General features: G+C 67.7%; 25 protein-coding genes. 12 read left to right on the top strand and 13 right to left on the bottom strand.

From position 1 onward, the window contains the following. Positions 1-9: 9 nt before the first annotated feature. Together CHB69_RS09905 and CHB69_RS09900 are read right to left on the bottom strand one after the other, a co-directional pair. Positions 10-675, bottom strand: a complete 666-nt coding sequence (locus tag CHB69_RS09905) for a COQ9 family protein (protein ID WP_089215839.1) — start codon at positions 673-675, stop codon at positions 10-12. A gap of 5 nt (positions 676-680) precedes the next feature. After that, on the bottom strand, positions 681-1,586 hold the full coding sequence (locus tag CHB69_RS09900; protein WP_089215838.1) for a DMT family transporter: 906 nt from the start codon (positions 1,584-1,586) through the stop codon (positions 681-683). Positions 1,587-1,703: 117 nt separating this feature from the next. On the opposite strand from CHB69_RS09900, the gene CHB69_RS09895 reads away from it, so the two are divergent. Further along, the gene (locus CHB69_RS09895; RefSeq protein ID WP_089215837.1) at positions 1,704-2,789 is read left to right on the top strand and encodes an alkene reductase; all 1,086 of its coding nucleotides are present in this window, start codon (positions 1,704-1,706) and stop codon (positions 2,787-2,789) included. Positions 2,790-2,916: 127 nt separating this feature from the next. Here CHB69_RS09895 and CHB69_RS09890 read toward each other — a convergent pair whose 3' ends face one another. From CHB69_RS09890 to CHB69_RS09875, 4 genes are read right to left on the bottom strand one after another with little or no spacing between them, the layout of a single operon-like run. Continuing rightward, positions 2,917-3,558, bottom strand: a complete 642-nt coding sequence (locus CHB69_RS09890; RefSeq protein ID WP_141133958.1) for a hypothetical protein — start codon at positions 3,556-3,558, stop codon at positions 2,917-2,919. Then, the gene (ribH, locus tag CHB69_RS09885; RefSeq protein WP_089215835.1) at positions 3,551-3,976 is read right to left on the bottom strand and encodes a 6,7-dimethyl-8-ribityllumazine synthase; all 426 of its coding nucleotides are present in this window, start codon (positions 3,974-3,976) and stop codon (positions 3,551-3,553) included. Before ribH ends, CHB69_RS09890 begins: the two co-directional genes overlap by 8 nt. Further along, positions 3,976-5,250: a 3,4-dihydroxy-2-butanone-4-phosphate synthase gene (gene ribB, locus CHB69_RS09880; RefSeq protein ID WP_089215834.1), complete on the bottom strand. Its 1,275-nt coding sequence runs from the start codon at positions 5,248-5,250 to the stop codon at positions 3,976-3,978. Before ribB ends, ribH begins: the two co-directional genes overlap by 1 nt. A gap of 56 nt (positions 5,251-5,306) precedes the next feature. Beyond that, positions 5,307-5,927 carry an ankyrin repeat domain-containing protein gene (locus CHB69_RS09875; RefSeq protein WP_089215833.1) on the bottom strand — a complete coding sequence of 207 codons (621 nt, stop codon included), beginning with the start codon at positions 5,925-5,927 and terminating at the stop codon, positions 5,307-5,309. Positions 5,928-6,009: 82 nt separating this feature from the next. On the opposite strand from CHB69_RS09875, the gene CHB69_RS09870 reads away from it, so the two are divergent. The 3 genes from CHB69_RS09870 to CHB69_RS09860 are packed head-to-tail and all read left to right on the top strand — an operon-like array spanning position 6,010 to position 7,797. Continuing rightward, positions 6,010-6,654 carry an SCO family protein gene (locus CHB69_RS09870; RefSeq protein ID WP_170935507.1) on the top strand — a complete coding sequence of 215 codons (645 nt, stop codon included), beginning with the start codon at positions 6,010-6,012 and terminating at the stop codon, positions 6,652-6,654. Beyond that, complete coding sequence (locus CHB69_RS09865; RefSeq protein ID WP_089215832.1) at positions 6,642-7,085, top strand: YcgN family cysteine cluster protein; 444 nt, start codon at positions 6,642-6,644, stop codon at positions 7,083-7,085. The genes CHB69_RS09870 and CHB69_RS09865 overlap by 13 nt, the downstream gene beginning before the upstream one ends. Continuing rightward, complete coding sequence (locus tag CHB69_RS09860; RefSeq protein ID WP_245836687.1) at positions 7,066-7,797, top strand: M48 family metallopeptidase; 732 nt, start codon at positions 7,066-7,068, stop codon at positions 7,795-7,797. The genes CHB69_RS09865 and CHB69_RS09860 overlap by 20 nt, the downstream gene beginning before the upstream one ends. Before the next feature lie 59 nt (positions 7,798-7,856). Here CHB69_RS09860 and CHB69_RS09855 read toward each other — a convergent pair whose 3' ends face one another. Further along, positions 7,857-10,052, bottom strand: a complete 2,196-nt coding sequence (locus CHB69_RS09855; protein ID WP_425442413.1) for a PBP1A family penicillin-binding protein — start codon at positions 10,050-10,052, stop codon at positions 7,857-7,859. A 55-nt stretch (positions 10,053-10,107) separates the two neighbouring features. Beyond that, positions 10,108-10,515 carry a peptide-methionine (R)-S-oxide reductase MsrB gene (msrB, locus tag CHB69_RS09850; RefSeq protein WP_089215943.1) on the bottom strand — a complete coding sequence of 136 codons (408 nt, stop codon included), beginning with the start codon at positions 10,513-10,515 and terminating at the stop codon, positions 10,108-10,110. A 409-nt stretch (positions 10,516-10,924) separates the two neighbouring features. On the opposite strand from msrB, the gene CHB69_RS09840 reads away from it, so the two are divergent. The 5 genes from CHB69_RS09840 to CHB69_RS09820 all read left to right on the top strand — a co-directional run bounded on the left by CHB69_RS09840 (position 10,925) and on the right by CHB69_RS09820 (position 16,118). Next, on the top strand, positions 10,925-11,446 hold the full coding sequence (locus CHB69_RS09840) for a DUF4402 domain-containing protein (protein WP_245836686.1): 522 nt from the start codon (positions 10,925-10,927) through the stop codon (positions 11,444-11,446). 65 nt (positions 11,447-11,511) lie between these two features. Continuing rightward, entirely contained in the window at positions 11,512-13,851 is a 2,340-nt protein-coding gene (locus CHB69_RS09835) for a GH92 family glycosyl hydrolase (protein WP_089215829.1), read from the top strand. 31 nt (positions 13,852-13,882) lie between these two features. Beyond that, the gene (locus CHB69_RS09830) at positions 13,883-14,275 is read left to right on the top strand and encodes a GFA family protein (protein ID WP_089215828.1); all 393 of its coding nucleotides are present in this window, start codon (positions 13,883-13,885) and stop codon (positions 14,273-14,275) included. A 94-nt stretch (positions 14,276-14,369) separates the two neighbouring features. Continuing rightward, on the top strand, positions 14,370-15,647 hold the full coding sequence (locus CHB69_RS09825; protein ID WP_089215827.1) for a mechanosensitive ion channel family protein: 1,278 nt from the start codon (positions 14,370-14,372) through the stop codon (positions 15,645-15,647). A gap of 9 nt (positions 15,648-15,656) precedes the next feature. Next, positions 15,657-16,118 (top strand): GNAT family N-acetyltransferase, encoded by a 462-nt coding sequence (locus tag CHB69_RS09820; protein WP_089215826.1) that lies wholly within the window; start codon positions 15,657-15,659, stop codon positions 16,116-16,118. Here CHB69_RS09820 and ubiB read toward each other — a convergent pair. Together ubiB and CHB69_RS09810 are read right to left on the bottom strand one after the other, a co-directional pair. Next, a complete protein-coding gene (ubiB, locus tag CHB69_RS09815) occupies positions 16,115-17,671 on the bottom strand; it encodes a 2-polyprenylphenol 6-hydroxylase (protein WP_089215825.1) in 1,557 nt (518 codons plus the stop codon). The genes CHB69_RS09820 and ubiB overlap by 4 nt on opposite strands. A 121-nt stretch (positions 17,672-17,792) precedes the next feature. After that, complete coding sequence (locus CHB69_RS09810) at positions 17,793-18,530, bottom strand: class I SAM-dependent methyltransferase (RefSeq protein ID WP_089215824.1); 738 nt, start codon at positions 18,528-18,530, stop codon at positions 17,793-17,795. A 93-nt stretch (positions 18,531-18,623) separates the two neighbouring features. Here CHB69_RS09810 and mutM point away from each other — a divergent pair, with 93 nt between their 5' ends. The 3 genes from mutM (at position 18,624) to dnaA (ending at position 21,948) form a co-directional block, all read left to right on the top strand. Continuing rightward, positions 18,624-19,436, top strand: coding sequence for a bifunctional DNA-formamidopyrimidine glycosylase/DNA-(apurinic or apyrimidinic site) lyase (gene mutM, locus CHB69_RS09805; protein ID WP_089215941.1), 813 nt, complete (start codon positions 18,624-18,626; stop codon positions 19,434-19,436). Positions 19,437-19,832: 396 nt separating this feature from the next. Further along, on the top strand, positions 19,833-20,096 hold the full coding sequence (gene rpsT, locus CHB69_RS09800; protein ID WP_089215823.1) for a 30S ribosomal protein S20: 264 nt from the start codon (positions 19,833-19,835) through the stop codon (positions 20,094-20,096). 493 nt (positions 20,097-20,589) lie between these two features. Continuing rightward, a complete protein-coding gene (gene dnaA, locus CHB69_RS09795) occupies positions 20,590-21,948 on the top strand; it encodes a chromosomal replication initiator protein DnaA (protein ID WP_089215822.1) in 1,359 nt (452 codons plus the stop codon). Between the two features lie 195 nt (positions 21,949-22,143). On the opposite strand, the gene CHB69_RS09790 is transcribed toward dnaA, so the two are convergent. The 3 genes from CHB69_RS09790 to murJ form a co-directional block, all read right to left on the bottom strand. Continuing rightward, positions 22,144-22,833, bottom strand: a complete 690-nt coding sequence (locus tag CHB69_RS09790; RefSeq protein ID WP_089215821.1) for a DUF4136 domain-containing protein — start codon at positions 22,831-22,833, stop codon at positions 22,144-22,146. 130 nt (positions 22,834-22,963) lie between these two features. Continuing rightward, positions 22,964-23,980, bottom strand: coding sequence for a tryptophan--tRNA ligase (gene trpS / locus CHB69_RS09785; RefSeq protein ID WP_089215820.1), 1,017 nt, complete (start codon positions 23,978-23,980; stop codon positions 22,964-22,966). Positions 23,981-23,983: 3 nt separating this feature from the next. Next, positions 23,984-25,576 (bottom strand): murein biosynthesis integral membrane protein MurJ, encoded by a 1,593-nt coding sequence (murJ, locus tag CHB69_RS09780; RefSeq protein ID WP_089215819.1) that lies wholly within the window; start codon positions 25,574-25,576, stop codon positions 23,984-23,986. Positions 25,577-25,628 lie beyond the last annotated feature (52 nt).

Below are 25,628 nucleotides of genomic sequence, written 5' to 3'. Positions count from 1 at the left end.
CGGACCGTCCTACCGCCCCGGATAGCGCAGCCGCCCGGCGAAACGCGCGAGGCTCGGGCGCTCGGCGCGGCGGGCGGCGCGGCGGTGCTTCCAGCCTTCGAAACGCATCACGCCGTCGATCCGCCGCGCGAGGAAGGCGCGCGTGCCGGCGAAATTCTCGCTTTCGTCGTTCAGAAAGACCGCGAGCGTCGAAGCATAGACGGTGCCGAGGATCGCGCGCTTGCTGTAGTGATTATAGTCGGTCGCGGTGTCGCCGGCGAGACGCCACATGACGTCGGCGCTGCGCCAGCCCAGCTTTGCGGCGAACGGCAGGTTGGTCGGCAGCGCGAGCAGGGCGAGTGCGCGGCGCAGCGATTCGCGGCGCGGCGCGAGCAGGTCGAGCCGCGTTTCGACGAGGGTGGTGATCCGCTCGCGAATCTTGAGCGTCGCGAGTTTTTCGGCGGGCCAGCGGCGCGCCATCGAGGCGTCGATATCGGCGAACCAGGCGTCGACCTGATCGCGCGCGCCGCCGGGGAAGGCGAGGCGCGCGACGTCGAGGTCCACCCCGATACGCTCGGCTGCGGCCGTCAGCGCGGCCTCGCCGAAACCGTCGAAGGCGGCGTTGTCGGCGATCAGCGGCGCGAGCGCGGCGCGAATCTCGTCGAGCGTCGGGTCGGCGGGCAGGATCGAGGCCATGACCTTCAGATACGCCGCGCGGCGCGCGACGGCAACCGTATCAGCACGAGCGCCGCGCCGACCATCGCCCCGCCGAGCAGATCGACCGGACCCAGCCGTTCGCCGAACATCAGCCACCCCGCAAGCGCCGCGAACGCCGGCTGGACGAGCAAGGTCAGCCCGACGACGAGCGACGAGAAACGCGGAAGCGCCCAGATGAGCAGCCCCTGCCCCATGATCTGGCTGGTGAGCGCGAGGATGACGACGACGGTCCAGCTCTGCGGCCAGATGCGCTCGCCGAGCAGGATCGCGGTTCCGAGCAGGATCGGGACGCCGGCGGGAACCGAAATCGCCAGCGCCGACCATGCGCCGAGCTCGCCGCGGACGCGCTGCATCAGCAGCACATAGGCCGTATAGAAGCCGCCCCCGAGCAGGCAGAGCAGGTCGCCGGCCAGATAGGCGGGGGAAAGCTCGTAGCTTTGCCCCATCAGCAGCGCCGCACCCGCGAAGGCGAGCAGGATCGCCAGCGCCTGCCACCCGCGCGGCAGTTTGCGTGCGAGCATGATGCCCCAGATCACGAGCAGCAGGCTCGCGCAATTGCCGAACAGCGTCGCATTGGCGACCTTGGTGCGGATGATGCCGAGGTGCCAGGCAGCGAGGTCGAGCGCGAAAAGGGCGCCCGCGCCGGCGGCGACCAGAAGGGCGTGACGCGACGGCAGCCGCCCGCCCGCCTCGCGCCAGCCGAGCAGGGCGATGACCGGCAGCGCGAGCAGCAGCCGCCAGAAAGCCGCGGCGACCGGCCCGGTATCGACGAGCCGCACGAGCATGGCGCCGAGCGACAGGCAGATATTGCCCGCGAGCAGGCCCGCAAAGGCCAGAGCCTGCGGCAGCGTCGCCGCGCTCTTGTCCAGGCTGTCGGTCTTGGCGGTCATTTAGATTTTCTTTTGCTACCGGCTATTGTTTCATATGGCGGGCGTCCATAGCTCGGTCGGCCCATAGCGGCGGCCCGCCGGACCGTCGCGGCAAAATTGAAACAAGCCGGAGGATTTATGACCGCAACGCTTTTCGATCCGATCACGCTGGGCGCCATCGAGGCGCCGAACCGCATCGTCATGGCGCCGCTGACGCGCGGCCGCGCGGGGCCGGGCTTCGTGCCGAACGAGCTCGCCGTCGAATATTATCGCCAGCGCGCCGCCGCCGGGCTGATCATTTCGGAAGCGACCGGCATTTCGCAGGAAGGGCTCGGCTGGCCGTCGGCGCCGGGGCTGTGGACCGATGCGCAGGTCGAAGGCTGGCAGCCGGTGACCGATGCGGTCCACGCCGCCGGCGGGCGGATCGTCGCCCAGCTCTGGCACATGGGCCGCCTCGTCCATTCGGTGTTCAACGACGGCAAGCCGCCGGTTTCGGCCTCGGCGACGAAGGGCGAGGGCCGGGCGCACACGCCGGTCGGCCGCCTCGACCTCGAGGAAGCGCGGCCGCTGCGCCTCGACGAAATTCCGCGCGTGATCGCCGATTATGCGAAGGCGGCCGAGAATGCGAAGCGCGCAGGCTTCGACGGGGTGCAGCTCCACGCCGCGAACGGCTATCTGATCGACCAGTTCCTGCGCGATCGTACCAATTTGCGCGACGATGATTATGGCGGCCCGGTCGAGAACCGCATCCGCCTGCTGCGCGAAGTGACCGAGGCGCTGATCGGCATTTGGGGCGCCGACCGTGTCGGCGTGCGCCTGTCGCCCAATGGCGAGACGCAGGGGGTCGACGACAGCGCGCCCGAGAAATTGTTCCCGGCCGCGGCGGCGGCGCTCGACAAGCTCGGCATCGCTTTCCTCGAACTGCGCGAGCCCGGCCCCGACGGCACCTTCGGCCGCACCGACGTGCCCAAGCAGTCGCCGTCGATCCGCGCCGCGTTCAAGGGCCCGCTGATCCTCAACAGCGACTATGACGCGCAAAAGGCCGAAGCCGATCTGGCGAGCGGGCGGGCCGATGCGATCAGCTTCGGACGCCCCTTCATCGGCAACCCCGACCTTGTCGAGCGTATCAGGACCGGCGCCGAATGGGCCGCCGACAATCCGAAGACCTGGTACACGCCGGGCCCCGAGGGCTATATCGACTATCCGGCGCTCGAAGCCGCCTGATCTACTGATCTATATGCGTCGCCCCAGCGAAAGCTGGGGCCGTCATCGGCTTGCCGCAGATGCGATGGCGTAAACCGACGGCGGCCCCAGCTGTCGCTGGGGCGACGAGCCCCATATGCCGCACGGGCTATTCGCGCGTCGCGAGCGCCTTGTCGATCAGCGAGGCGCCGATCGGCGCGACGATCTTGTCGGCGAAGCGCAGCGCGAGGAAGCCGGCGACGAACAGCAGCGGCAGCGCGATCAGCGCGGTGACGACGGTAATCGCCAGCACCATGAACAGGAAAGCGATCAGGCCCGCGTTGAGTTCGGCCTGCCCCCTCGGGCCGACCTGCACGGTGCGCGGCCCCTTCGCGTCCCACCATTTCGCGGTGGTGATCGTCTTGCGACCGGGAGAGGGCGGCGCGCGATCGGGGATACGCGCCGGCGCGGGCTGTGCCCGACGCGATTCGGGCTGCGTCGTCTCCTTTCCCCACGGCCGGTCGCCGCGCGCGGCGCGGCCCCGATTCGCGGCATCGCCCTCGTGCTTCGCCTGCTGCAAGCCGGCGGCGGGAGCGGCGACCGTTCGGGGCGGCGGCGCCGGAACAACCAGCGTTTCGGACACGGGTTCGGGCATGGCGGGACGGGCCGCTTCCAGCCCCATGCGCCGGTCATGGTCCGCCATGCGCTCGGCCGCGCTCGGCGGCGTGCGCCCGCTTTCCCGGTCGATCACCACCAGCCGCCCGCCGCGTTCGACGACGGAAAATCGGCTGGGCGGTGGTCGGTCAAGCAACGCCGAACTGTTCCTTCAGGGCCAGCATCGCGAGCGCGGCCTTCGCCGCCTCGCCGCCCTTATCCTTGCGCGTCTTGTCGGCGCGCGCAAGCGCCTGTTCTTCGTTTTCGACGGTCAATATGCCGTTGCCGATCGCGAGCCCGTCGAGCGTCAGCGCCATGATGCCGCGCGCGCTTTCGTTCGACACCACCTCGAAATGATAGGTTTCGCCGCGAATCACGACGCCGAGTGCGACATAGGCGTCGAAGCGCCCGGTCTCGTGGCCGAGCGCGATCGCGGCGGGCACTTCGAGCGCGCCGGGCACGGTCACCGTTTCGTGGCTGTGCCCCTCGGCCTCGAGCGCGCTCTTCACGCCACCCAGCAGCATGTCGTTGAGGTGCGAATAGAAACGGGCTTCGACGATCAATAGGTGCGCCATCATGCCTCTCCCGGAATCGCGCGTTCGCCGACGATCGACAGGCCATAGCCTTCGAGCCCGACGAGGTTGCTGTGCGTCGGCGTCAGCAGCTCCATCGCGTGGACGCCGAGGTCGGCGAGGATCTGGGCGCCGATGCCATAGGTGCGAAGGTCCATGCCGCCCGACGGCGGCGGCGCGGCTTCGGCGGCGGCCGAGCCGGGCAGCGGACGCATCAGCAGCACGATCACGCCCGCACCCGCCTCGCCGATCGCGTCCATCGAGCGTTGCAGGCGGCGCTTCTTCGGCCCCGGGCGGCCCATCAGATCGTCGAACAGCGACACCGGATGCATCCGCACCAGGGTCACGCCCTCGGGATCGACCGCGCCCTTCTGCAGCACCATGTTGACGCTGCCGTCGATCTTGTTGCGATAGGATTTGAGCCGCCAGTCGCCGCCATAGTCCGATTCGAACGGCTCGTCGGACACGCATTCGACCAGCCGGTCGCTGCGGCTGCGATAGGCGATCAGCTCGGCGATCGTCCCGATCTTCAGCCCGTGGCGGCGCGCGAAGGGGATCAGGTCGTCGAGGCGCGCCATCGTGCCGTCCTCGTTCATGATCTCGCAGATCACGCCCGCGGGGGTCAGCCCGGCGAGGCGCGCGATGTCGACCGATGCCTCGGTATGCCCCGCGCGCACGAGCACGCCGCCGTCGCGCGCGATCAGCGGAAAGACATGCCCCGGCGTCACGATGTCGTCGCGGCCCTTCGAGGCGTCGATCGCGACCGAGACGGTGCGCGCGCGGTCGCCCGCCGAAATGCCGGTGGTGACGCCCTCGCGCGCCTCGATCGACACGGTGAAGGCGGTTTCGTGGCGCGTGCCATTGTTGCGGCTCATCAGCTCGAGCCCGAGCGCCTCGACGCGGCTGCGCGTCATCGCAAGGCAGATCAGGCCGCGCCCGTGGGTCGCCATGAAGTTGATCGCATCGGGGGTCGCCATCTGCGCCGGGATGATCAGATCGCCCTCATTCTCGCGGTCCTCGTCGTCGACGAGGATGAACATGCGGCCGTTGCGCGCCTCGGCGATGATTTCCTCAGGGCTGGCCATCGGCGACAGGTCACTGCCGTGCGCGAGCCAGTTTTCGAGCTTGCGCAGCGTTTCCGCCGTCGGGTTCCAGCCGGGCGAATCGAGATCGCGCAGGCTGTTGGCGTGGAGGCCGGCGGCGCGGGCGAGGCCCGAGCGCGACATCGCACCATCGTCGACGATGGCGCGGATGCGATCAATGAGCTGCGTAGACATGCCGCCAATATTCACATCATAATGTGATTGTCAATCCGTCAATCACATCACCATGATCATTTTGGTCCGAAAACGGCTCCCGTATCGCGCGCCGCGGCGTCGGCCTTTTCGTCGAGCAGCGCCGCCATCCGGCCCGAACGGTCGTTGCGCCGGGCGTAATCGCGCGCCGACATGCCGGCGATATGATCGGCCTTGTCGGGATTGGCGCCGCGCCGCACGAGCAGCCGCACCATCGCGGGGTTGTTCGCCTGCACCGCTAGGATCAGCGCCGTCTCGCCGCGCCGGTTGGTCTGATCGATCGGGGCGCCGTCGTCGAGGAGCAGCGTCGCACCGTCGGTGAAGTCGAGCATCGCCGCGTGCATCAGCGGCGTCATCCCCTGGCGGTCGGCGATCGACGGATCGGCATCCTTGGCGAGCAGGAAGCGCAGCCAGGTCGAATCGCGGCGCTTGACGACGATCATCAGCGCGGTTTCGCCGGTGTCGGGGTGGCGCGTGTTGACGATGCCCGCGTCATTGTCGTTGAGCAGCTTCGTCGCTTCGTCGCCGTCGCGCTTTTCGACCGCCTGCAGGAAGCTGTAGCTGTCGCTGAACTGCGCCGCCGCGGGCGCGGCGAGCAGGGCGGAGGCCGCAAAGGCGGCGGTCAGGGCGGCGAGGCGAAAGTCCGCGCGACGAAACATGGATGAAACCCCCGGGGCAGAAGCGTCGTCGATGCGACGACAAAGGTTGATTTTCGGAGCCTGGCCGATCAAGGCTGGACCGATGATGAATAGCGTAATTATGGGCCGAAAGTTCGTCCGTTCAAGCCTTGTCCTGATGCTGGCCGCTGCGCTCGCCGCGTGCAATGGCGCGGCGCCCGCTGGCGATGCCCAGCCGCCGCTTGCCGGCGCGCGCATCGGCGGGCCGTTCACCCTCACCGACCAGAACGGCCGCACCGTCAGCGATACCGACTTCGCCGGCCAGTATCGCATCGTCTATTTCGGCTACAGCTTCTGCCCCGACATCTGCCCGGTCGATCTGCAAAAGCTGATGCGCGGGCTCGCCGCGTTCGAAAAGGCCTCGCCAAAGCTCGGCGCGAAGGTGCAGCCGCTGTTCATCACGGTGGACCCCGCGCGCGACACGCCCGAGGCGCTGAAACCCTTTGTCAGCCGCTACCATCCGCGGCTGCTCGGCCTCACCGGAACGCCCGAACAGATCGCCAAGGTCGCCAAGGGCTATGCGGTCGTTTACAACAAGGTCGAAGGATCGGCGCCCGACCGCTATCTGATGGCGCACACGCAGATCGCCTTTCTGATGGACCCCGATGGCAAGCCGATGGCGATGCTGCCGCTCGACGATCCCTCGACCGACATCGACGAAGGCGCGCCGGACAAGGTCGCCGCCGAGCTTGCGAAATGGGTGAAATAGGCACGCGGCCCTTTTGGGAGGCCCCGCTCGCCAGCCTCGACGCGGGGCAGTGGGAGGCGCTGTGCGACGGCTGCGGCAAATGCTGCCTGCACAAGCTGGAGGATGAGGATACCGGGCGCATCTATCCCACCAATGTCGCGTGCCGGCTGCTCGACCTTTCGACCGCGCGCTGCGGCGATTACAAGCACCGCCGCCGCCACGTCCCCGACTGTCTGACGCTGACCAAGGGCAAGGTCGCCGATATCGAATGGCTGCCGCAAAGCTGCGCCTACCGCCTGCGCGCGGAGGGGCGGCCGCTGCCCGACTGGCATTATCTCGTCTGCGGCGACCGCGACGCGGTGCATCGCGCGGGCGAATCGATCGTCGGCTGGACGGTCAGCGAGGACATCGCCGGCCCGCTGGAGAATCATCTTGTTCGGCGCATCGTCTGACCGCGCGGCGGCGCCCGAAATATTGATCGGCGAGGAGGCGTGGCCGGTGCGGCTCGTCCACCATGCGCGCGCGCGCCGCTATCGCCTCGTCTTCGACGCGGCGCGCTCGGAACTCCGCTTGACCTTGCCGCGGCGCGGCAACAGCGCGAAGGCGCTCGCATGGGCCGCAGAGCAACAGGATTGGCTCGCGGCGCAGCTGGACAAGGCGGTGCTGCCGGTCACCGTCGGCGCGGGGAGCGAGGTGCCGCTGCGCGGCATTGCGCACCCTATCGACTGGAATCCGGCGCGCCCGCGCGCGGTGCGCGCCGAGGGCGGCGCGCTGCTTCTGGGCGGCCCGGCCGAAACCGTCGGGCGCCGGATCGAGCGCTGGCTGCGGGCCGAGGCGCTCGCGGTGATGGAAGCCGAAAGCCGCGCGCTCGCCGCGCGCGCCGGGCTGGCCGTCGGCCGCGTCGGCGTCGGCGATCCGCGCAGCCGCTGGGGCAGCTGCACCGCGACCGGCGACCTGCGCTACAGCTGGCGGCTGATCATGGCGCCCGACCATGTCCGCCGCGCGACCGTCGCGCACGAGGTCGCGCATTTGCGGCACATGGACCATGGCCGTGCCTTTCACGCGCTCGTCGACGAATTGCACGATGGCGACGTCGCCGCGGCGCGCGAGTGGCTGCGCCGCGAAGGACGCGGACTTCACCGCTATCGCTTCGGCGCGGGTTAGCGCCTGTCTTGCTGAATTAACCGTAGCCCTGAAAAACGATTCCGCCGGAACAGGAGCCTCTACCCGCCCGCGTTGGGCGATGGCTCGCGCGGCGGTACGGCCTTTGGCGCGGTCGGCGTCCCATTCTTCGGCGCGGCAGGGAGCGGGACGCGGATCGGCGGTGCCGCCTTGGGCGCCCCCGCTTCGGGCTGCGGCGGTCGGCGGCCGGTCTGCTCCTCGATCCACTGCTGGTTGAGCACCGGTCCGTCCTCGCCCGGCGGCGCGGGCTGCGCCTCGCCTTCGGTGCCGGGCAGCGGCGCTGCGCCGGGAAGCTCGATCGGCATGCCATTTTCGTCGACCAGCCCGCTGCCGTCCTCGGGCGCGCCGAACCAGGCGTCGTCATCCTCTTCGAGCTGCCATTCGGGCAGCACGACCTCGGTGTCGAACGGCTCGACCGGGCGCTTCGCGACGGCAACACGCATGAAATCGGCAAAGGCGCGCGCCGGCGACCGGCCGCCCTGCAACCCGCCGACGGGCTTCGCATCGTCGCGGCCCATCCAGACGCCGGTGGTGATGCCGCTCGAAAAGCCGAGGAACCAGCCGTCCTTGTTGCTCGACGTCGTGCCGGTCTTGCCCGCGACCGGGCGGCCGATCTGCGCCGCGCGGCCGGTGCCGGTGTTGACCGCGGTCTGCAACAGGTCGGTGATCCCCGCCGCGACCCAATGATCGACGAGCACCTGCCCGCGGTCGGCCTCGCGCTGATAGAGGAGGCGCCCGTCGGCGGTCGTCACCTTGGTGATGCCATAGGGATGCACCGACACGCCCCCCCGTGCGACCGCGGCGAAGGCGGCGGTCATGTCGATCACGCGGACCTCGGCGCTGCCGAGCACCATCGAGGGGTGGGTGTTGATCGGCGTCGTGATGCCGAAGCGCCGCGCCATGTTGGCGACCGAGGAAAAGCCGATGTCGCTGCCCAGCTTGGCCGCGATCGTGTTCACCGAATAGGCAAAGGCGGTGCGGACGCTCATCGGCCCGGCGAAGCGCCCCGACGAGTTGCGCGGGCTCCAGCCCTGGATCGTCACCGGCTCGTCGACCAGCTGATCGTCGACCTTATACCCCGCCTCGAGCGCCGCCATATAGACGAACAGCTTCCACGCCGATCCGGGCTGGCGCACCGCCTGCGTCGCGCGGTTGTAGTTGGAGGCCACATAGTCGGTGCCGCCGACCATCGCGCGCACCGCGCCGTCGCGGTCGAGCGCGACGAGCGCGCCCTGCGCCCCGTTCGGCACATCGGCCTGGATCGCCGAGGTCGCCGCGCGCTGCATGCCGAGGTCGATCGTCGTATAGACGTCGAGCGGCTCATTGCCCTCGTCGATCAGCATGTCGAGCTGCGGCAGCGCCCAGTCGGTGAAATAGCGCGCGCTGTTCTGTCCGGTTTCGGACGCGAGTTCGACGTCGGCGGGTTTCGCGCTGTCGGCCTGCGACCGGGTGATGAAGCCCGCATCGACCATCGTGTTCAGCACCACGCCGGCGCGGCCCAGCGCCGCCTGCGCGTCGGCGGTCGGCGAATAGCGCGACGGCGCCTTGACCAGACCCGCGACCACTGCCGCCTCGGAGAGCGACATGTCGGTCGCGCTATGCCCGAAGAAGCGGCGCGAGGCGGCGTCGATGCCATAGCTGCCGCCGCCGAAATAGACCTTGTTCAGATAAAGCTCGAGAATCTCGTCCTTCGAGAATTTCCATTCGAGCGCGAGCGCCAGCACCGCCTCGCGCAGCTTGCGCGACCAGGTATAGCTGTTCGACAGAAAGACGTTGCGCGCGAGCTGCTGGGTGATCGTCGAGGCGCCCTGCATCCGCCGCCCGGTGCCATAATGTTCGACCGCGAAGATAGCGGCGCGCGCCATGCCGACCGGGTCGACCCCGGGGTGATAGCGAAAGCGCCGGTCCTCGACCGCGACCATCGCGTCCTGCATTACCTCCGGCGTCTCGCTCAGCGTCAGCCAGCGTCCGTAATTGGGGCCGAGCGACAGAAAGATGGTGCCATCGGCGGCGTGGATGCGGATCGTCTGGCCGGCGGGCGATTTCTTGAGCGCCTCGAAGCTCGGAATGCGCTGCACCGCGATGCCGACCGCGACCGCGAGCGCGACCGCCCCCGCCAGCGCGAGGCCGAGGCCCCAGCGGACGATCCGGCGCAGCCACAGCCGCACGCCCGACGGCGCGCTGCCGCTTTTCTTGCCCGATGACGATTTACCCGAAGATGCTTGCTTGCGGGGCAAAGCCCAAATTCCTTCTCTCGCTCTGCCCCGGCGCTGGTCCCCGAAGGGCCGACGATCAGCCTTCGTTCGTGTCCGCCTCATCCCGTCCGCGCTCGGCGAAGTCAAGCGCCGCGCTGTTGATGCAATAGCGCAGGCCTTCGGGACCGGGGCCGTCGGGGAAGACGTGGCCGAGGTGGCCTTGGCATTTGGCGCAGCGCACCTCGGTGCGGATCATGCCGTGGCTCGCGTCGCGATGCTCGCTCACCGCCCCGTCGCTCGCGGGCGCGGTATAGCTCGGCCAGCCCGACCCGCTGTCATATTTGGTCCGGCTGTCGAACAGCGGCGCGCCGCAGCCGGCGCAGCGGTACATGCCGTCGCCCTTGTGGTCGGTATATTTGCCGGTGAAGGCGCGCTCGGTGCCGCCTTCGCGCAGCACATGAAAGGCCATCGGGTCGAGGGCCGCGTCGCTCCTGGGATCGGTCATGGCGATGATCTCCTTGCCGGGCCGCGAGTGCGCGGCCGTTCGTCCCGCAATATCGGCACCGCGCCGGCGCATCGCAAGGGGCGCCCCAAGTGGCCGATCGCCGCTTTACGCGGGATTAACCACGAATGATCTAGGGTCAGGACCCAAGAATTGCGCGCTCGAGGTTTGAAGCGATTTTGCTCAGGGCGAGGAGAAAAGGCGCAGGAATATGCCGATATTTCCAGACTTTTCGACGAAGCCATGGGCAAAATCGGTCAAATCCCGAGGGGACGCCGAAATGGCTTCGATCTCGGGCCCGCGCGGCCTTGCGGGTAGCGATGCTACCCGCTGCACCCGCCCGAACCCGATATCTTCGCCATTTCGACGCCTCGATCGTGCAATTCTTGGGTCCTGACCCTAGGATGGAGGCGTGAATTTGCGCTCTTTCCTCGTTCTGGGTCTGCTCCTCGCCGCGCCGTCCGGTGCCGGCGCGCAATGCCTGCTCTGCGCAAAGGACGATAGCAGCGCATTCGGCAGCGGCCGCGCGGCCGGGCGCGACACGCCGCTGCACGTCGAAATCGAAACCCAGCTCGATTTCAGCCGCGTCGCGGTCGGCGCGATGGGGGGCGAAGTCGCGCTCGACCCCGCCACCGGCGCGCGGCGGCTGAGCGGGCAGATCGTCGATCTCGGCGGCTATGCGGTGAGCGGCGTCGTTTCGGTGCGCGGCGCACCCGGCGCCGAGCTGCGCGTGATCCTGCCGCCGACGGTCGATCTCGAAAGCAGCAGCGGCGGCCGCGCGCGGGTAACGGGGCTCGTCACCGACCTTGCGGGCGTCCCGCGGCTCGGCCCCGACGGCCGGCTGCGCTTCCGCTTCGGCGGACGGCTCCAGCTCGACGCGCGCGACGACGGCGACTATCGCGGCCGGATTCCGGTGACCGTCGAATATCAATAACGCCTCGGCACCGCATTCCTATTCCATCATTGGCACGCCCGCCGCTTCGCGGCACAAAGGGGCGCATGAAGCATATCCCCCTCGCCGCCGCGCTGCTCGTTTCCGCCCTTCCCTTCCAGTCCGCCGCCGAACCCGCGGCACCCGATCCGCTGGCTTTTGTCGACCCGATGATCGGCACCGGCCCCGAAGGCCACACCTTCCCCGGCGCGACGGCGCCCTTCGGCATGGTTCAATTGTCGCCCGACACCGATGCGACGTGCCGGGTGCGCGACTGCTATGACCATGCCGCGGGCTACAGCTATCCCGACCCGACGATTCAGGGGTTCAGCCACACGCATTTCTCGGGCGCCGGCCATTCGGACCTCGGCGACATCCTCGTCATGCCGCAGGCGGGAGAGGTCCGGCTCGACCCCGGCGATCCCGCCAAGCCCGGCTCGGGCTATCGCCAGCGCTTCGACCATGCGACCGAGAAGGCAAGTCCCGGCTATTATGCGGTGACGCTGGCCGACAGCGGCATCCGCGCCGAACTGACCGCCGGAACACGCATCGGTATCCATCGCTACAGCTTTCCGGCGGGGAAGGAGGCGCATCTGCTCCTCGATCTCCGCGCGTCGCTCTATGATTATCCGGGCAAGATCCTCTGGTCGGGGCTGCACCTGCGCCCCGACGGCACGCTCACCGGTTTTCGCGAAACGCGCGGCTGGGCGCCGGGGCGCAAGCTCTTCTTCGCGATGCGTTTCTCGGCGCCGGTCGCGAACCATGCCTTCCTCGATCGCGACGAAAATATCCCCTACAAGGGCTTTCAGGCGCCGGGGCGCGGCAGCGACGCGCTCGCCGAAAAGCTCGGCAAGGCGCTCGAGGCGCGGATCGACTTCGGCACGCTGACGGCGCCGCTCGAGGTGCGCGTCGCGCTGTCGGGGGTCGACGAGGCGGGCGCGATCGCCAATCTCGATGCGGCCGAAAAAGAAGCCGGGGGCGCGAGCTTCGACGCGGTGCGCGCGCGCACCGAAGCCGCGTGGCGCGAGGCGCTCGGCCGGCTTCGGATCGACGCGCCGGCGCCGATGCGCACCAATCTCTACACCGCCCTCTATCACGCTTTGCTCGCACCGAGCGTGTGGAGCGACGTCGACGGCCGCTACCGCGGGCCCGACGACCAGGTGCATGTCGCCAGGGATTTTACCGTCCGCTCGACCTTCTCGCTGTGGGATACGTTCCGCGCCGAGCATCCTTTGCTCACCCTCGTCCAGCCCGAGCAGGTGACGACCGACATCGTCAAATCGCTCGTCGCGAGCCGGGAGCACAGCCCGCACGGCATATTGCCGGTCTGGCAGTTCGCGGGGCGCGAGACATGGACGATGATCGGCTATCACGCGGTCCCGGTGATCGCCGATGCCTATCTGAAGGGCGTCGGCGATTTCGATGCCGACGCGGCGCTCGCCGCGATGGTCGCGAGCGCCGACTATGCGCCCTATGGCGGGCTCGGCGACTATATGAAGCTGGGCTATGTCCCGATCGACCGCGAGCCCGAGGCGGCGTCGAAGACGGTCGAATATGCCTATGACGACTGGACGATCGCGCGCATGGCCGAGAAGATGGGGCGCAAGGATGTCGCCGACCGCTTCTACAAGCGCGCGGGCTATTGGCGGAACAGCTTCGATGCAAAGTCGGGCTGGCTGCGCGCAAGGCTGAGCGACGGCAGCTTCCGCACCCCCTTCGATCCGACCGCGATCAACTATGGCTCGGACTATACCGAGGGCAATGCGTGGCAATATAGCTGGTTCGTGCCGCAGGATCAGAAGGCGCTGTTCGACCTGCTCGGGGGCGATGCGAAGACGATCGCCAAGCTCGACGCGATGTTCGATTATGACGTGTCGAAGCTCGACTACAGCCATGCCGAGGACATCGCCGGGCTGATCGGCCAATATATCCACGGCAACGAACCGAGCCACCATGTCGCCTATCTCTACGCCTATGCCGGCGCGCCGTGGCGCACGCAGGAGCGGCTCAAGCAGATCGTCGACAGCCAGTATAAGCCGACCCCCGACGGCCTCTCTGGCAACGACGACCTCGGCCAGATGTCGTCGTGGCTGCTGTTCACGGGGCTGGGCTTCTATCCGGTCGCGCCGGGGTCGAACCAATATGTGATCGGCCGCCCCTTCGTCGATCATGCGGTGCTGACCCTGCCGAACGGCAAGCGCTTCACGGTCGAGACGGCCGGGCTGTCCGACGCGAACCGCTATGTCGGCAAGGTCGAACTCAACGGCAAGCCGCTCGCGCGAAGCTGGATCTCCGACGCCGAAATCCGCGCCGGCGGCACGCTGCGCTTCACGATGCAGGCAGAGCCCGACAAGGCGTGGGGCAGTGCGGCGTCGGCGCGGCCCTATTCGATGTCGAGCGCGCGCTAGAGGGGCTCCTCGAAACGGAAAGGACGCAGACATGGATGCGCAGAGCGGTGGTTGCCAGTGCGGCGATGTGCGTTTCGAGACGCGCGGCGAGCCCTATCGCGTCGGGCTTTGCCATTGCCTCGATTGCCGCAAGCATCATGGCGCGCTCTTCCACGCCTCGGCGATCTTTCCCGCCGATGCGGTGACGGTCGCGGGAGAAACGCGCGCCTATGAAGGACGGCATTTCTGCCCGCGCTGCGGCTCGTCGCCGTTTGGGCGCAGCGGCGACGAGATCGAAGTGAATCTCGGCGCGTTCGATGGGCCCGATCGCTTCGTTCCGACGTATGAAAGCTGGATCATCCGCCGCGAAGCGTGGCTGCCGCCCTTCCCGCTCGCGCGCCATTATCCACGCGACCGCGAAGGAGTGGGGCGCTCCGAAGCATAGGCGCTCGATTTGACATGCGCGGCGGCAATTGCCACCTAGCGCGCGTTACCGATAGCCAGAGGAGCCACGCCCCGCCGCCGGCGGGCACGACGCCATGCGCCAGTTTACGACCGAAAGCCTCAGCCTCGACCTCGCCGACGCCCTGCCCTTCCTCGGCCATCTGCCGCCCTGGGCCGAAACCCTGCTTGGCCTCCTGTTGCTCGCCGCCGTCGCGTGGCTCGCCAACTTCATCGTCAAGCATATCGTGCTGCGTATCGTCACGCGCTGGCTGCCGCACGACGACCTGACGCCGCTGCCTGTTGCGGCGCGGCTCGCCAATATCGTTCCGGCGCTGATTATCTCGTCGGGGATCGTCCTCGTCCCGAATCTGCCGGGCGCCATCGTAACGCTGGTCAGCAATGTCGTCGCGGCGTCGATCATCCTGTTCGTCGCGATGGCGCTCAGCAAGGCGCTCAGCCTCGGCAACGACATCTACAATCACCGCCCCGACGCCGCGAGCCGGCCGATCAAGGGTTATATTCAGCTCTTGAAAATCGCGCTCTATGCCGGTGCCGCGATCCTGATCGTCGCGGCGCTGATGGACCAGTCACCGTTCCTCCTCCTGTCGGGGCTCGGTGCGATGGCGGCGGTGCTGCTGCTGGTGTTCAAGGACACGATCCTCTCGCTCGTCGCGTCGGTCCAGCTCACCTCGAACGACATGATCCGCGTCGGCGACTGGATCGAAATGCCAGCGCTCGGCGCCGACGGCGACGTGATCGACATCGCGCTCCACACGGTCAAGGTGCAGAATTGGGACAAGACGATCAGCACGATTCCGACGCACCGGCTGATCTCCGAAAGCTTCAGGAACTGGCGCGGCATGTCCGAAGCCGGCGGGCGGCGGATCAAGCGATCGCTGTTCATCGACCAGAACGGCATCCGCTTCCTTTCGTCCGACGAGAAACAGAAGCTGCACCGCTTCCAGTTGCTCGACGCCTATCTCGGCCGCAAGCAGAAGGAACTCGGCGAATGGAACGCCGCGCTCGAAAAGGCGGGGCGCGATCCGGTGAACGAGCGCAACGTCACCAATATCGGCACCTTCCGCGCCTATGTGGTCGAATATCTGCGCGCCAACGCCCATATCGCGCAGGGCATGACCTTGATGGTGCGCCAGCTCGACCCGACCCCGCAGGGGTTGCCGCTCGAAATCTATTGCTTCACCAACACGACCGCATGGGGCGATTATGAAGGCATTCAGTCGGACATCTTCGACCATCTGCTCGCGATCCTGCCCGAATTCGGCCTGCGCGTTTTTCAGCAGCCGAGCGGGCTCGACCTCCAGCGCGGGCTCGCGGCCCGATCGTCCGTCGACAGGCGCCCCGCGAGCGCGTAGCGCTGGCGCATGTCCGACGCGCTTCACATTCGTCCCCCGGTGCAGGGCGACTTCGACCGCTGGCTGCCGCTGTGGCACGGTTATAATGAATTCTATGGCCGCAGCGGGCGCGCCGCGCTCCCCGCCGATGTCACCTCGGCGACCTGGGTGCGCTTCTTCGACCCCGACCAGCCGATGCACGCGCTCGTCGCCGAAGCGGATGGCGAGCTCGTCGGCCTCGTCCACTATCTCTATCACCGCAGCACGACGTCGATCGCCGACGTCTGCTATCTGCAGGATCTGTTCACCGCCGAAAGCGCGCGCGGCCGCGGCATCGCCTCGACGCTGATCGCTCGCGTGGCGGAAGAGGCGCGCCTCGCGGGGGCGGCGCGCGTCTATTGGCAGACGCACGAAACCAACCATAATGCGCGCCGTCTCTATGACGCGCTCGCCGAGCGTTCGGGCTTTCTCGTCTATCGGATGACGCTTTAGGGCGGAGTGAGGGGAAGCCACATCATGGCGGCGACGCCTATTGCCGCACCGGCGAGCGCGGTCAGCGCATAGCGCCACCAGACGCGCCGCTCGCCCGGTTCCCACATCAGCGGAATGTCGGGCAGCGGCGGTGCGGGCGGCGCGGCGCCTTTCCTCGGCAATTGCTCGTCGAGCCGCCGGATGATGTCGGGGATCAGCGCGAGCGTCCCCGCCTGCTTGCGCAGCCCGTCGGCGAGCGCGGCCTCGGGGCCGAGTTCGTCGCGAATCCATTCGCGCACGAACGGCCCCGATACGTCCCACATGTTGATCGCGGGGTTCAGCATCGTCGCGACGCCTTCGACCATCACCATCGTCTTTTGCAGGAGCAGCAGGTGCGGCTGCGTCTGCATGTCGAAATCGCGGGTGATCGCGAACAGCCCGTCGAGCATCTGCCCGACGCTGAGCTCGCTCACCGGCTTGCCGCGCATCGGCTCGCCGACCGCGCGCAGCGCCGTCGCGAACTCCTCGACATTGTGATAGTCGGGCACATATTGCGCCTCGAAATGAATCTCGGCGACGCGGCGGTAATTGCCCGTGGTCAGCCCATAGAGGATTTCGGCGAGCCAATAGCGCGCGCGCCGGTCGATCCGCCCCATGATGCCGAAATCGACCGCGGCGATCGTCCCGTCGGCCTTCACGAACAAATTGCCCTGGTGCATGTCGGCGTGGAAAAAGCCCTCGGCGATCGCCTGGCGCAGAAAGGCGTGGACGAGGTTCGCCGCGAGCGCCTCCATGTCGTGCCCCGCGGCGATCAGCTGGTCGCGGTGCGAAATCTTGATCCCGTCGATCCACCCGAGCGTCATCACCCGATTGGCGGTGCGGTCCCAGTCGATCGGCGGCACTTCATAGGTCGGGTCGGCCGCCATCGCGTCGGCGAGCTCCGACGCCGACGCCGCTTCGCGCCGCAAATCCAGCTCGCGCAAGGTCCAGCGGCGGAAATTGGCGATCACCTGCCGCGGCCGCAACCGCGCCGCCTCGCCGCCGAACGCTTCGAGATGCGCGGCGGCCCATTCATAGGTTTCGATGTCGCGCGCGAACTGCTTGTCGATGCCGGGGCGGCGGACCTTGACCGCGACCTGCCGCCCGTCGGCGGTCACCGCGCGGTGAACCTGTGCGATCGACGCCGACCCGACCGGTTCGGGGTCGAATTCGGCGTAGAGGCTTTCGAGCGGCGCCTCGAACGTCGCCTCGATCTCGGCCCTGATCCGGTCGAAGGCGACGGGGGGCAGGGCATCCTGAAGCGAGAGGAGGTTGCGCGCGGCCTCCTCGCCGACGAGGTCGGGGCGCGTCGCGAGCGTCTGGCCGAGCTTGACCGCGGCGGGGCCGATCGCCTGAAACGCGGCGGCATAGTCGGGCACGCGCGGCTGGATCGTGCCGAGCCGCGCGATGCGGCACAGCCTTTTGACCCCGCTCGGCGTCGCCGGCGCGCTCTCGATCCCGCGCAGCGCCCCGTGGCGCGCGAGGATGCGGCCCCATTTCAGCAGCCGGAAAATATGGGTGACGGGACGGGTCATGCGAAATCCCCCTCCCGCTTGCGGGAGGGGCTAGGGGAGGGCATGTCGAGGCGGGCGCGGGACAAACAGGCGCTCCCCCGACCCCTCCCGCAAGCGGGAGGGGAGAGACGGGTTCGCCCCCTCACGCCTTCCACCCGCTGTGGATCGCGACCAGCCCGCCCATGATCGGTTCGACCTTGACCTGCGAAAAGCCCGCGTCGCGGATCATCTGCGCAAATTCGGGCATCGGCGGGAAGCGGCGGATCGATTCGATCAGATAGCGATAGCTGTCTTCATCGTTCGCGATCAGCTTGCCGAGCTTCGGCACCAGATGGTGCGAATAGGCATCGTACAGCTGCGCGAAACCCGGCCATTCGTTGGTCGAAAATTCGAGGCAGAAGAAGCGCCCGCCATAGCGCAGCACGCGGTGCGCTTCCTTGAGCGCCGCCGGAATGTCGGTGACGTTGCGGATGCCGAAGGCGATCGTATAGGCGTCGAAAAACCGGTCCGGAAAGCTCAGCGCCTCGGCATTCTGTTCGGACCAGACGAGGCTGTCGATGCCGCGCTCCGCCGCGCGCTCCATGCCGACGCCCAGCATGTCGGGATTGATGTCGGCGACCGTGATGCTCGCGCCCGAGCGCTCCATGCGAAAGGCGATGTCGCCGGTGCCGCCCGCCATGTCGAGGATTGCCTCGCCGGCGCGCGGCTTGACGCGGCGCACGAAACGGTCCTTCCACAACCGGTGCATCCCGCCCGACATCGCGTCGTTCATGATGTCATATTTGCGCGCGACGCGGCTGAACACTTCGCCGACCTTCGCGGTCTTCTGGCCCGCGGGAACCTGTTCATAGCCGAAGCTGACGGTATCGGGGGTGGCCATGGAGTCGCGCCTTTGCGGGGAGTGGAGAAGTGAAGCTGCGCCTTTAGCCGGGCCTTGCCGCGCGCGCAAATGGCGCGTAGCCGCGAGGACATCATGCCCGAGCTGCCCGAAGTCGAAACCACCGTGCGCGGCCTCGCGCCCTTCCTCGAAGGGCAGCGGCTCGTCACCGTCAGCACCTTCCGCCCCGACCTGCGCCGTCCCTTTCCGGTCGACCTGGCGCAGCGGCTGACCGGGGCGACGGTCACGCGCCTGTCGCGGCGCGCCAAATATGGCATCGTATCGACCGATCGCGACGATCACATGATCTTTCACCTCGGCATGTCGGGGCGCTGGCGCACCGAGGGCGGCGAGGCGGGAAAGCACGACCATCTGCTGCTCGAAACCGGCGCCGGGCACCGCCTCTTCCTCCACGACCCGCGGCGCTTCGGATCGGTCGATCTGGTAAGCGGCGATCCGCTGACGATCTTCCCCGCCTTCGTGACGCTCGGGCCGGAACCGCTTTCGGATGCGTTCGACGCCGCGCATCTGGCCAAAGCGTTCGCGGGGCGCCGCGCGCCGGTCAAGGCGATGCTGCTCGACCAGACGATCGTCGCGGGGCTCGGCAACATCTATGTCTGCGAGGCGCTCAACATGGCGCGGATCGCGCCGGCGCGCGCCGCGGCCGACGTCGCGCGCGCGAAGCTCGCGGCGCTCGTCCCGGCGATCAAGGCGGTGCTCACCGCCGCGATCGCCGCGGGCGGATCGACCCTGCGCGATTTCCTCAGCCCCGAAGGCGACCTCGGCTATTTCGCGAAGGACTGGCGCGTCTATGGCCGCGAGGGCGAGCGGTGCGAATGCGGCGGCACCATCGCGCGGATCGTGCAGAGCGGACGGTCGACCTTTTACTGCCCCAAATGTCAGCGCTGAGGTTCGGCCCCGGTTTTGACGAAAATTTCACGCGAAGACGCGAAGGCGCGAAGATATGGCGATTGCCGCGAAGCGGTCTCCTCAATCACCCCGTTGGATCGTGAGGCGCCGTGGAGACAGGAAAGAGGCCTGTCGGTCTCCGCTTTCTTCTTCACGTCTTCGCGTGAAACCAAAATCGCGCCAGCGCATCGCCGGGATATGGTATTACATGCGGGCAAACCGCCCGAAAACCATTGACCTTCGCGGCCCGCATGGCTATGGGCGCACCCTTCGAGCAGGGTCCGGTCATCCGGAACCGGCCGTATCCGGACATTGATTCGCCGCCCGCGCGCGATTCGGCTGCTCCGCTTCCGGCTGTGCTCCGACCGTTGAACCGATTGGATTTTTGAGGAACTTATGGCCAATACGCCGCAGGCAAAGAAGCGCATCCGCCGCAACACGGCGCGCACGATCGTCAACAAGAACCGCGTGTCGCGCATCCGCACGCTGGTCAAGAAGGTCGAAGCCGCCGTCGCTGCCGGCGACAAGAACGCCGCGACCGCGGCGCTCGCCGCGGCGCAGCCCGAGATGGCGCGCGGCGTCGCGAAGGGCGTGCTGCACAAGAATACCGTCGCGCGCAAATATTCGCGCCTGACGAAGAGCGTCAACGCGATCGGCTGATTCGCCCTTCGCACCGATGCGAAAGACAAGGACCCGCCGGCCCTCCGGCGGGTCTTTTTTTGTGACCGCTAAAAGTCATTGCTGTTGCAATGCGGTAAGTGACGGATTCGTGGCGATTCGTTGGTGACCGGGAAAATTGTCAGCTATATCTATCTGAAATCAGGCAATAAATTGCCCATTTCTTGCTTTTCCGGGGGGTCCGGCGAGTCAAGAATTTTATTTCAGAATTTTTACGCGTCGCGGCCTTGATCGTTGCTCTTTCTCCTGCCTAACAAGGGACGTCGCCAGCCATCGCCGGCGGCCGCCACATCGACATGATTCGTTCGCTTTCGGGCCACGTGCCCGGGACGGGACGTCTGCGCCCTGCGGTCAGGCGGAAGAAGCAGCGTGGCGGCGGCTCCCGGCTCGAGCGGCGGCGACACGGGGGCCAGCGAGGGATGGATCAGGTGACGATGAAGGGGACAGCCATGATTGCAGCGCGGGACATGGGCCGATGAGCGGCGACGCCGCGGCGCTCTGGCCGCGCGTTGCCGAGGGGCTGCGCCGCGATCTCGGCGCACGCACCTTCGACCACTGGCTGAAGCCGGTGCGCTTCGCCGATTATTGCACATTGTCGGGCGTCGTGACGCTCGAAACGGCGAGCCGCTTTTCGGCGAACTGGATCAACGAACGCTTCGGCGACCGGCTCGAACTGGCTTGGCGGCACCATCTGCCCGCGGTGCGCTCGGTGCTCGTGCGCGCGGGACCCGGCGCCGCCGAGCGCCAGGCGGCGATGACCGCGGCGCCGCTGCCGCCGCTCGCGCCCGCTGCCATCGCTGCGCCTGCCGCGCCATCGGCCTTCGATGCGAAGCTCAGCTTCGAACGCTTCGTCGTCGCGCGCAGCAATATCCTCGCCGCCAACGCCGCGCGCCGCATGGCGATGGTCGAGGCGCCGCAGTTCAACCCGCTCTACCTCTGCTCGGGCACCGGGCAGGGCAAGACGCACCTGCTCCACGCGATCGCGCAGGCTTATGAGGCCGAGCATCCGGCTGCGACGATCATCCTGATGTCGGCGGAAAAATTCATGCTCGAATTCGTCGGCGCGATGCGCGGCGGCGACATGATGGCATTCAAGGCGCGGCTGCGCGCCGCCGACCTGTTGCTGCTCGACGATCTGCAATTCGTGATCGGCAAGAATTCGACACAGGAAGAATTGCTTCACACGATCGACGATCTGATGTGCTCGGGCAAGCGCCTCGTCGTCACCGCCGACCGGCCGCCTGCGATGCTCGACGGGGTCGAGGCGCGGCTTTTGTCGCGGCTGGCGGGCGGGCTCGTCGCCGACATCGAGGCGCCCGAGGACGATCTGCGCGAGCGCATCATCCGCCAGCGGCTCGCCGCGATGCCGATGGTCGAGGTGCCCGATGAGGTCGTCGCCTGGCTGGTCAAGCATTTCACCCGCAACATCCGTGAGCTCGAGGGCGCGCTCAACAAGCTGCTCGCCTATGCGGCGCTCACCGGGGTGCGCGTCGACCTCGCGCTCGCCGAGGACCGGCTCGCCGAAAATGTCCGCTGCGCGCGCCCGCGGATCACGATCGACGAGATTCAGCGCGCGGTGTGCGCGCATTACAAGCTCGACAAGGCCGAAATGGCGTCGAAACGCCGCGTCCGCGCGATCGCGCGCCCGCGTCAGGTCGCCATGTATCTCGCGAAGGAACTGACCCCGCGCTCCTACCCCGAAATCGGCCGCCGCTTCGGCGGGCGCGACCATTCGACGGTGATCCATGCGGTCCGCACGGTCGAGGCGCTGCGCGTCAGCGACAGCGAACTCGACGCCGAAATCGCCGCGATCCGGCGCAGCCTGAACAGCTGAAATCGGGGCGGCCGCTTTCGGGCGGAAGCAGACCCATCCGACATCGTCACCCCGGACTTGATCCGGGGTCCACTTGAGGCAGCGCTGGAGAAATGGATCCCGGATCAAGTCCGGGATGACGAAGAAGGCAAACATCCGCAAAAAAGCCCGCCTTCCACGCCGGAAAGCGGGCCTCTTCTTTCGCCTCGACCGGCCTCAGCCCTTTTCGGGCGGCGCCACCGTGATGCGGACGCGCTCGCCCGAATTGCCGGGGAAGCCGGTGAACATCGCCTGCACCAGATTGGGGACGATTGCGGTCAGGTCGTTGTCGCGCGACTGCGCCTGCGCGCGGCCTTCGAACAATCGCTCGCCGGTCGACTTGCGGTCGATCGTCAGGTTGAGGTCGCTCGTATAGACGGTGTAGCTGCTGACGTCGTCATAGCCCCAGCCCGCCCCATAGCCGCCCCACAGAAAGGGGTCGTAATAGCCGGCGATATAGCGGCGCCCGTGGCGCCCGCGCACGACGACCGGGGTATAGAAGCCCGGGCCGTACCAGCCGCCGTACCACGGATCGCGAAAGCCCGGCGTGCTCACGACGCGTTCGCGGCCCTTGTCGATGCCATAGTCCATATGCACGACCATGTCGGCGTTTTCCCCCGGCGCGGCGGGGCGATAGCCATAGCGGGTCAGTTCGCCCGCAACGAGATTGGCATATTGGCCGAACTCGATCCCGCCTTCGAGCGCCGGATTCGACGCCTCGACGACGAAGCTCTGACCCTGCGGCGCGGGCAGCTGCGCCTGGAAGCGCGCGACGTCGGCCTTGAAGGGGGTGGCGCAGCCCGCGAGCGCGAGCGCCGCCCCGGTGAGGACGGCGAGACCCAGCCGCCGGAAATTCGTCTTGCTCATGGTTCTGCTCCGTGATTCGGTGCGCGCTTTGCCCGCGCGCTTTATACCATGACTACACCAATGCGACTTAACCTTGGTTGAACTCGGCTCGTCGCAGCTTCGTTCGCGCCAAAATCCGCTTGTGCCTGAATCAGCGGCACAATCCCAATGCCTGATAGGTGGTGTCGAGCGTCGGTTTTGCAAGCGCCCGCGCCTTTGCCGCCCCCTTGTCGAGGATCGCGTCGAGCGCGGCCTGATCGTCCTTCAAGGCGACGAAGCGCGCGGTGATCGGCGCCAGCTTTTCGACGAGCAGCTCGCCGAGCGCCGGTTTGAACGCGCCGAACCCCTGCCCGGCGAACTGGCCGAGCACCGCATCGACGCTGGTATCGGCGAGCGTCGCATAGATGCCGACCAGGTTCCGCGCCTCGGCCCGCCCCTCGAGTCCCGCGGCTTCGGAGGGCAGCACCTCGGGGTCGGTGCGCGCCTTCTTCACCTTCTGCATCATCGTGTCGGCATCGTCGGTCAGGTTGATGCGGCTCATGTCCGACGGGTCGGACTTGGACATCTTCGCGCTGCCGTCGCGCAGGCTCATGATCCGCGCCGCGCCCGGCGGGATGATCGGTTCGGGCAGGGTGAAGACCGGACGATCCTCGCTCGCGAAATCATTGTTGAACTTCTGTGCGATGTCGCGCGCGAGCTCGAGATGCTGTTTCTGGTCCTCGCCGACCGGGACGTGCGTCGCCTGATAGAGCAGCACGTCGGCCGCCTGCAGCACCGGATAGGTGAAGAGCGCCGCCGACGCGCTTTCGCGGTTCTTGCCCGCCTTGTCCTTCCACTGCGTCATGCGGTTCAGCCAGCCCATGCGCGCGGTGCCGTTCAGCAGCCATTGCAGCTCGGCGTGCGCGGGGACGCGCGCCTGGTTGAACAGCGTCGAGCAGTCGGGGTCGATCCCGCAGGCGACCAGCGCGGCGGTCATCGCGCGCGTGCTCGCGGTCAGCTCGGCGGGGACGTGCGGCATCGAGATCGCATGAAGGTCGGCGAGGAAGAAGAGGCATTCGCCCCCCGCCGCTGCGGCCTCGTCCTGCATCCGCACCCAGTTGCGGATCGCGCCCAGATAGTTGCCGAGGTGCAATTGTCCGGTGGGCTGGATGCCCGATACGATCCGCATGGTCTACTCCTGTGCCGGCGCCGGCCTGGCGCGCCGCCGCGTCAGCATGGCGAGGAGATCCTTGTCAAGCGCGCCGACCACCCAAGCAGCTGCAAAGAAGCTGGTTCCGCCCGCCGCGACGAGCGCCGAAAGCGACCAGGCGCGCTCGAACGCGCCGCCGCTATAGTGAGCGGCAAGCAATGGCATCAGCCACCAGAGCAGCGCCGACATCGCGGCGACCGCGACGAGCTGGCGCAAAATGCGAAGCCCGAGCTTCGCGGTGAAGCGGAACCAGCCGCGCCGGTGCAGGATCGCGTAGAGCAGGAGGCAGTTGATCGTCGCCGACGCCGCGGTCGCGCCTGCAAGGCCGACGATGCCGAAGCGGCGAACGACATAGAGGTTGATCGCGATGTTGACGATCAGCGCCGCGAGCGCGGTCCACACCGGCGTCCGCGTATCCTCGCGCGCGAAGAAACCGGGGTTCAAAATCTTGACGATCACATAGGCGGGCAGCCCGGCGACGAGCGCGACGACGATGTTCGCCATGATCGCGCCGTCGGCGGCGGTGAACTTGCCCCCGACGAAAAAGGCAGCGGTGAAGGCGGGGGCACAGATCGCGAGCGCCGCGGCGGCAGGCAGGGTGAGCAGGGTCGCCATTTCGAAGGCATTGCTCTGCAAGCGCTGCGCCTCGGCGGCGTCGCCCGAATGGATATGGCGCGACAGCATCGGCAGGATCGCGGTGCCGAGCGCGATGCCGACGATGCCGAGCGGCATCTGATTGAGGCGGTCGGCGAGCTTGAGCAGGGTCAGCGATCCCTGCGGCAGCGACGTCGCGAAGAAGGTGTCGACGAACTGGCTGACCTGATAGATTCCGGCGCCGAAGGTCGCGGGCAGGATCAACATGCCGAGCCGCCGCACCTCGGGGGTCAGCTTCGGCACGCGGATATGGAGCTTCAGCCCGGCGCGGCGCACCGCCCACCAGAGATAGGCGAGCTGCGCGACCCCGGCGAGGCTGACCGAGATGGCGAGAGCGAGCGCGACGATGCGGTCGTCATGGCTGTCGCCGCGCAGCCAGGCGCCGGTCAATATGCCGCCGATCAGCACGATGTTGAGCAGCACCGGGGCAAAGGCGCCCGGCGCGAAGCGCGACCGCGCGTTGAGCAGGCCCGAGAGCATCGCGACGAGGCTGATCAGCGCGAGATAGGGAAAGGTGACGCGGCTCAGAAACACCGCGAGCTCGAATTTGCCGGGCACGTCCTGATAATCGCGCGCGAGCACCCACACGACCCCCGGCATCGCCGCCATCATGACGCCCGAAAAGACGAGCAGCGCCCAGAGGAACACCGACAGCACGTCGTTGGCGAAGCGGTCGGCGGCGCCTTCGCCGCCTTCCCCGTGCAGCGCGCGGCTGTACATCGGCACGAAGGCGACCGAAAAGGCACCCTCGGCGAACAGGCGGCGAAAAGTGTTGGGCAGGATGAAGGCGAGCTGGAAGGCGTCGGCCGCGAGCCCCGCGCCGAGCACGCGCGCGAGCAGCATGTCGCGCACGAAGCCGAAAATGCGGCTGACCAGCGTCAGCCCGCCGATCGTCCCGACATTTTTGACCAGGCTGCTCATCGGCGGAGCATGATGGGGTCAAGACAATGCGTCATTGCGAGCGAAGCGAAGC

Origin of the sequence: Sphingopyxis indica (genome assembly GCF_900188185.1) — a bacterium.
Classification (GTDB): Bacteria; Pseudomonadota; Alphaproteobacteria; order Sphingomonadales; family Sphingomonadaceae; genus Sphingopyxis; species Sphingopyxis indica.
This window is presented reverse-complemented; position numbering and strand designations above follow the sequence as displayed.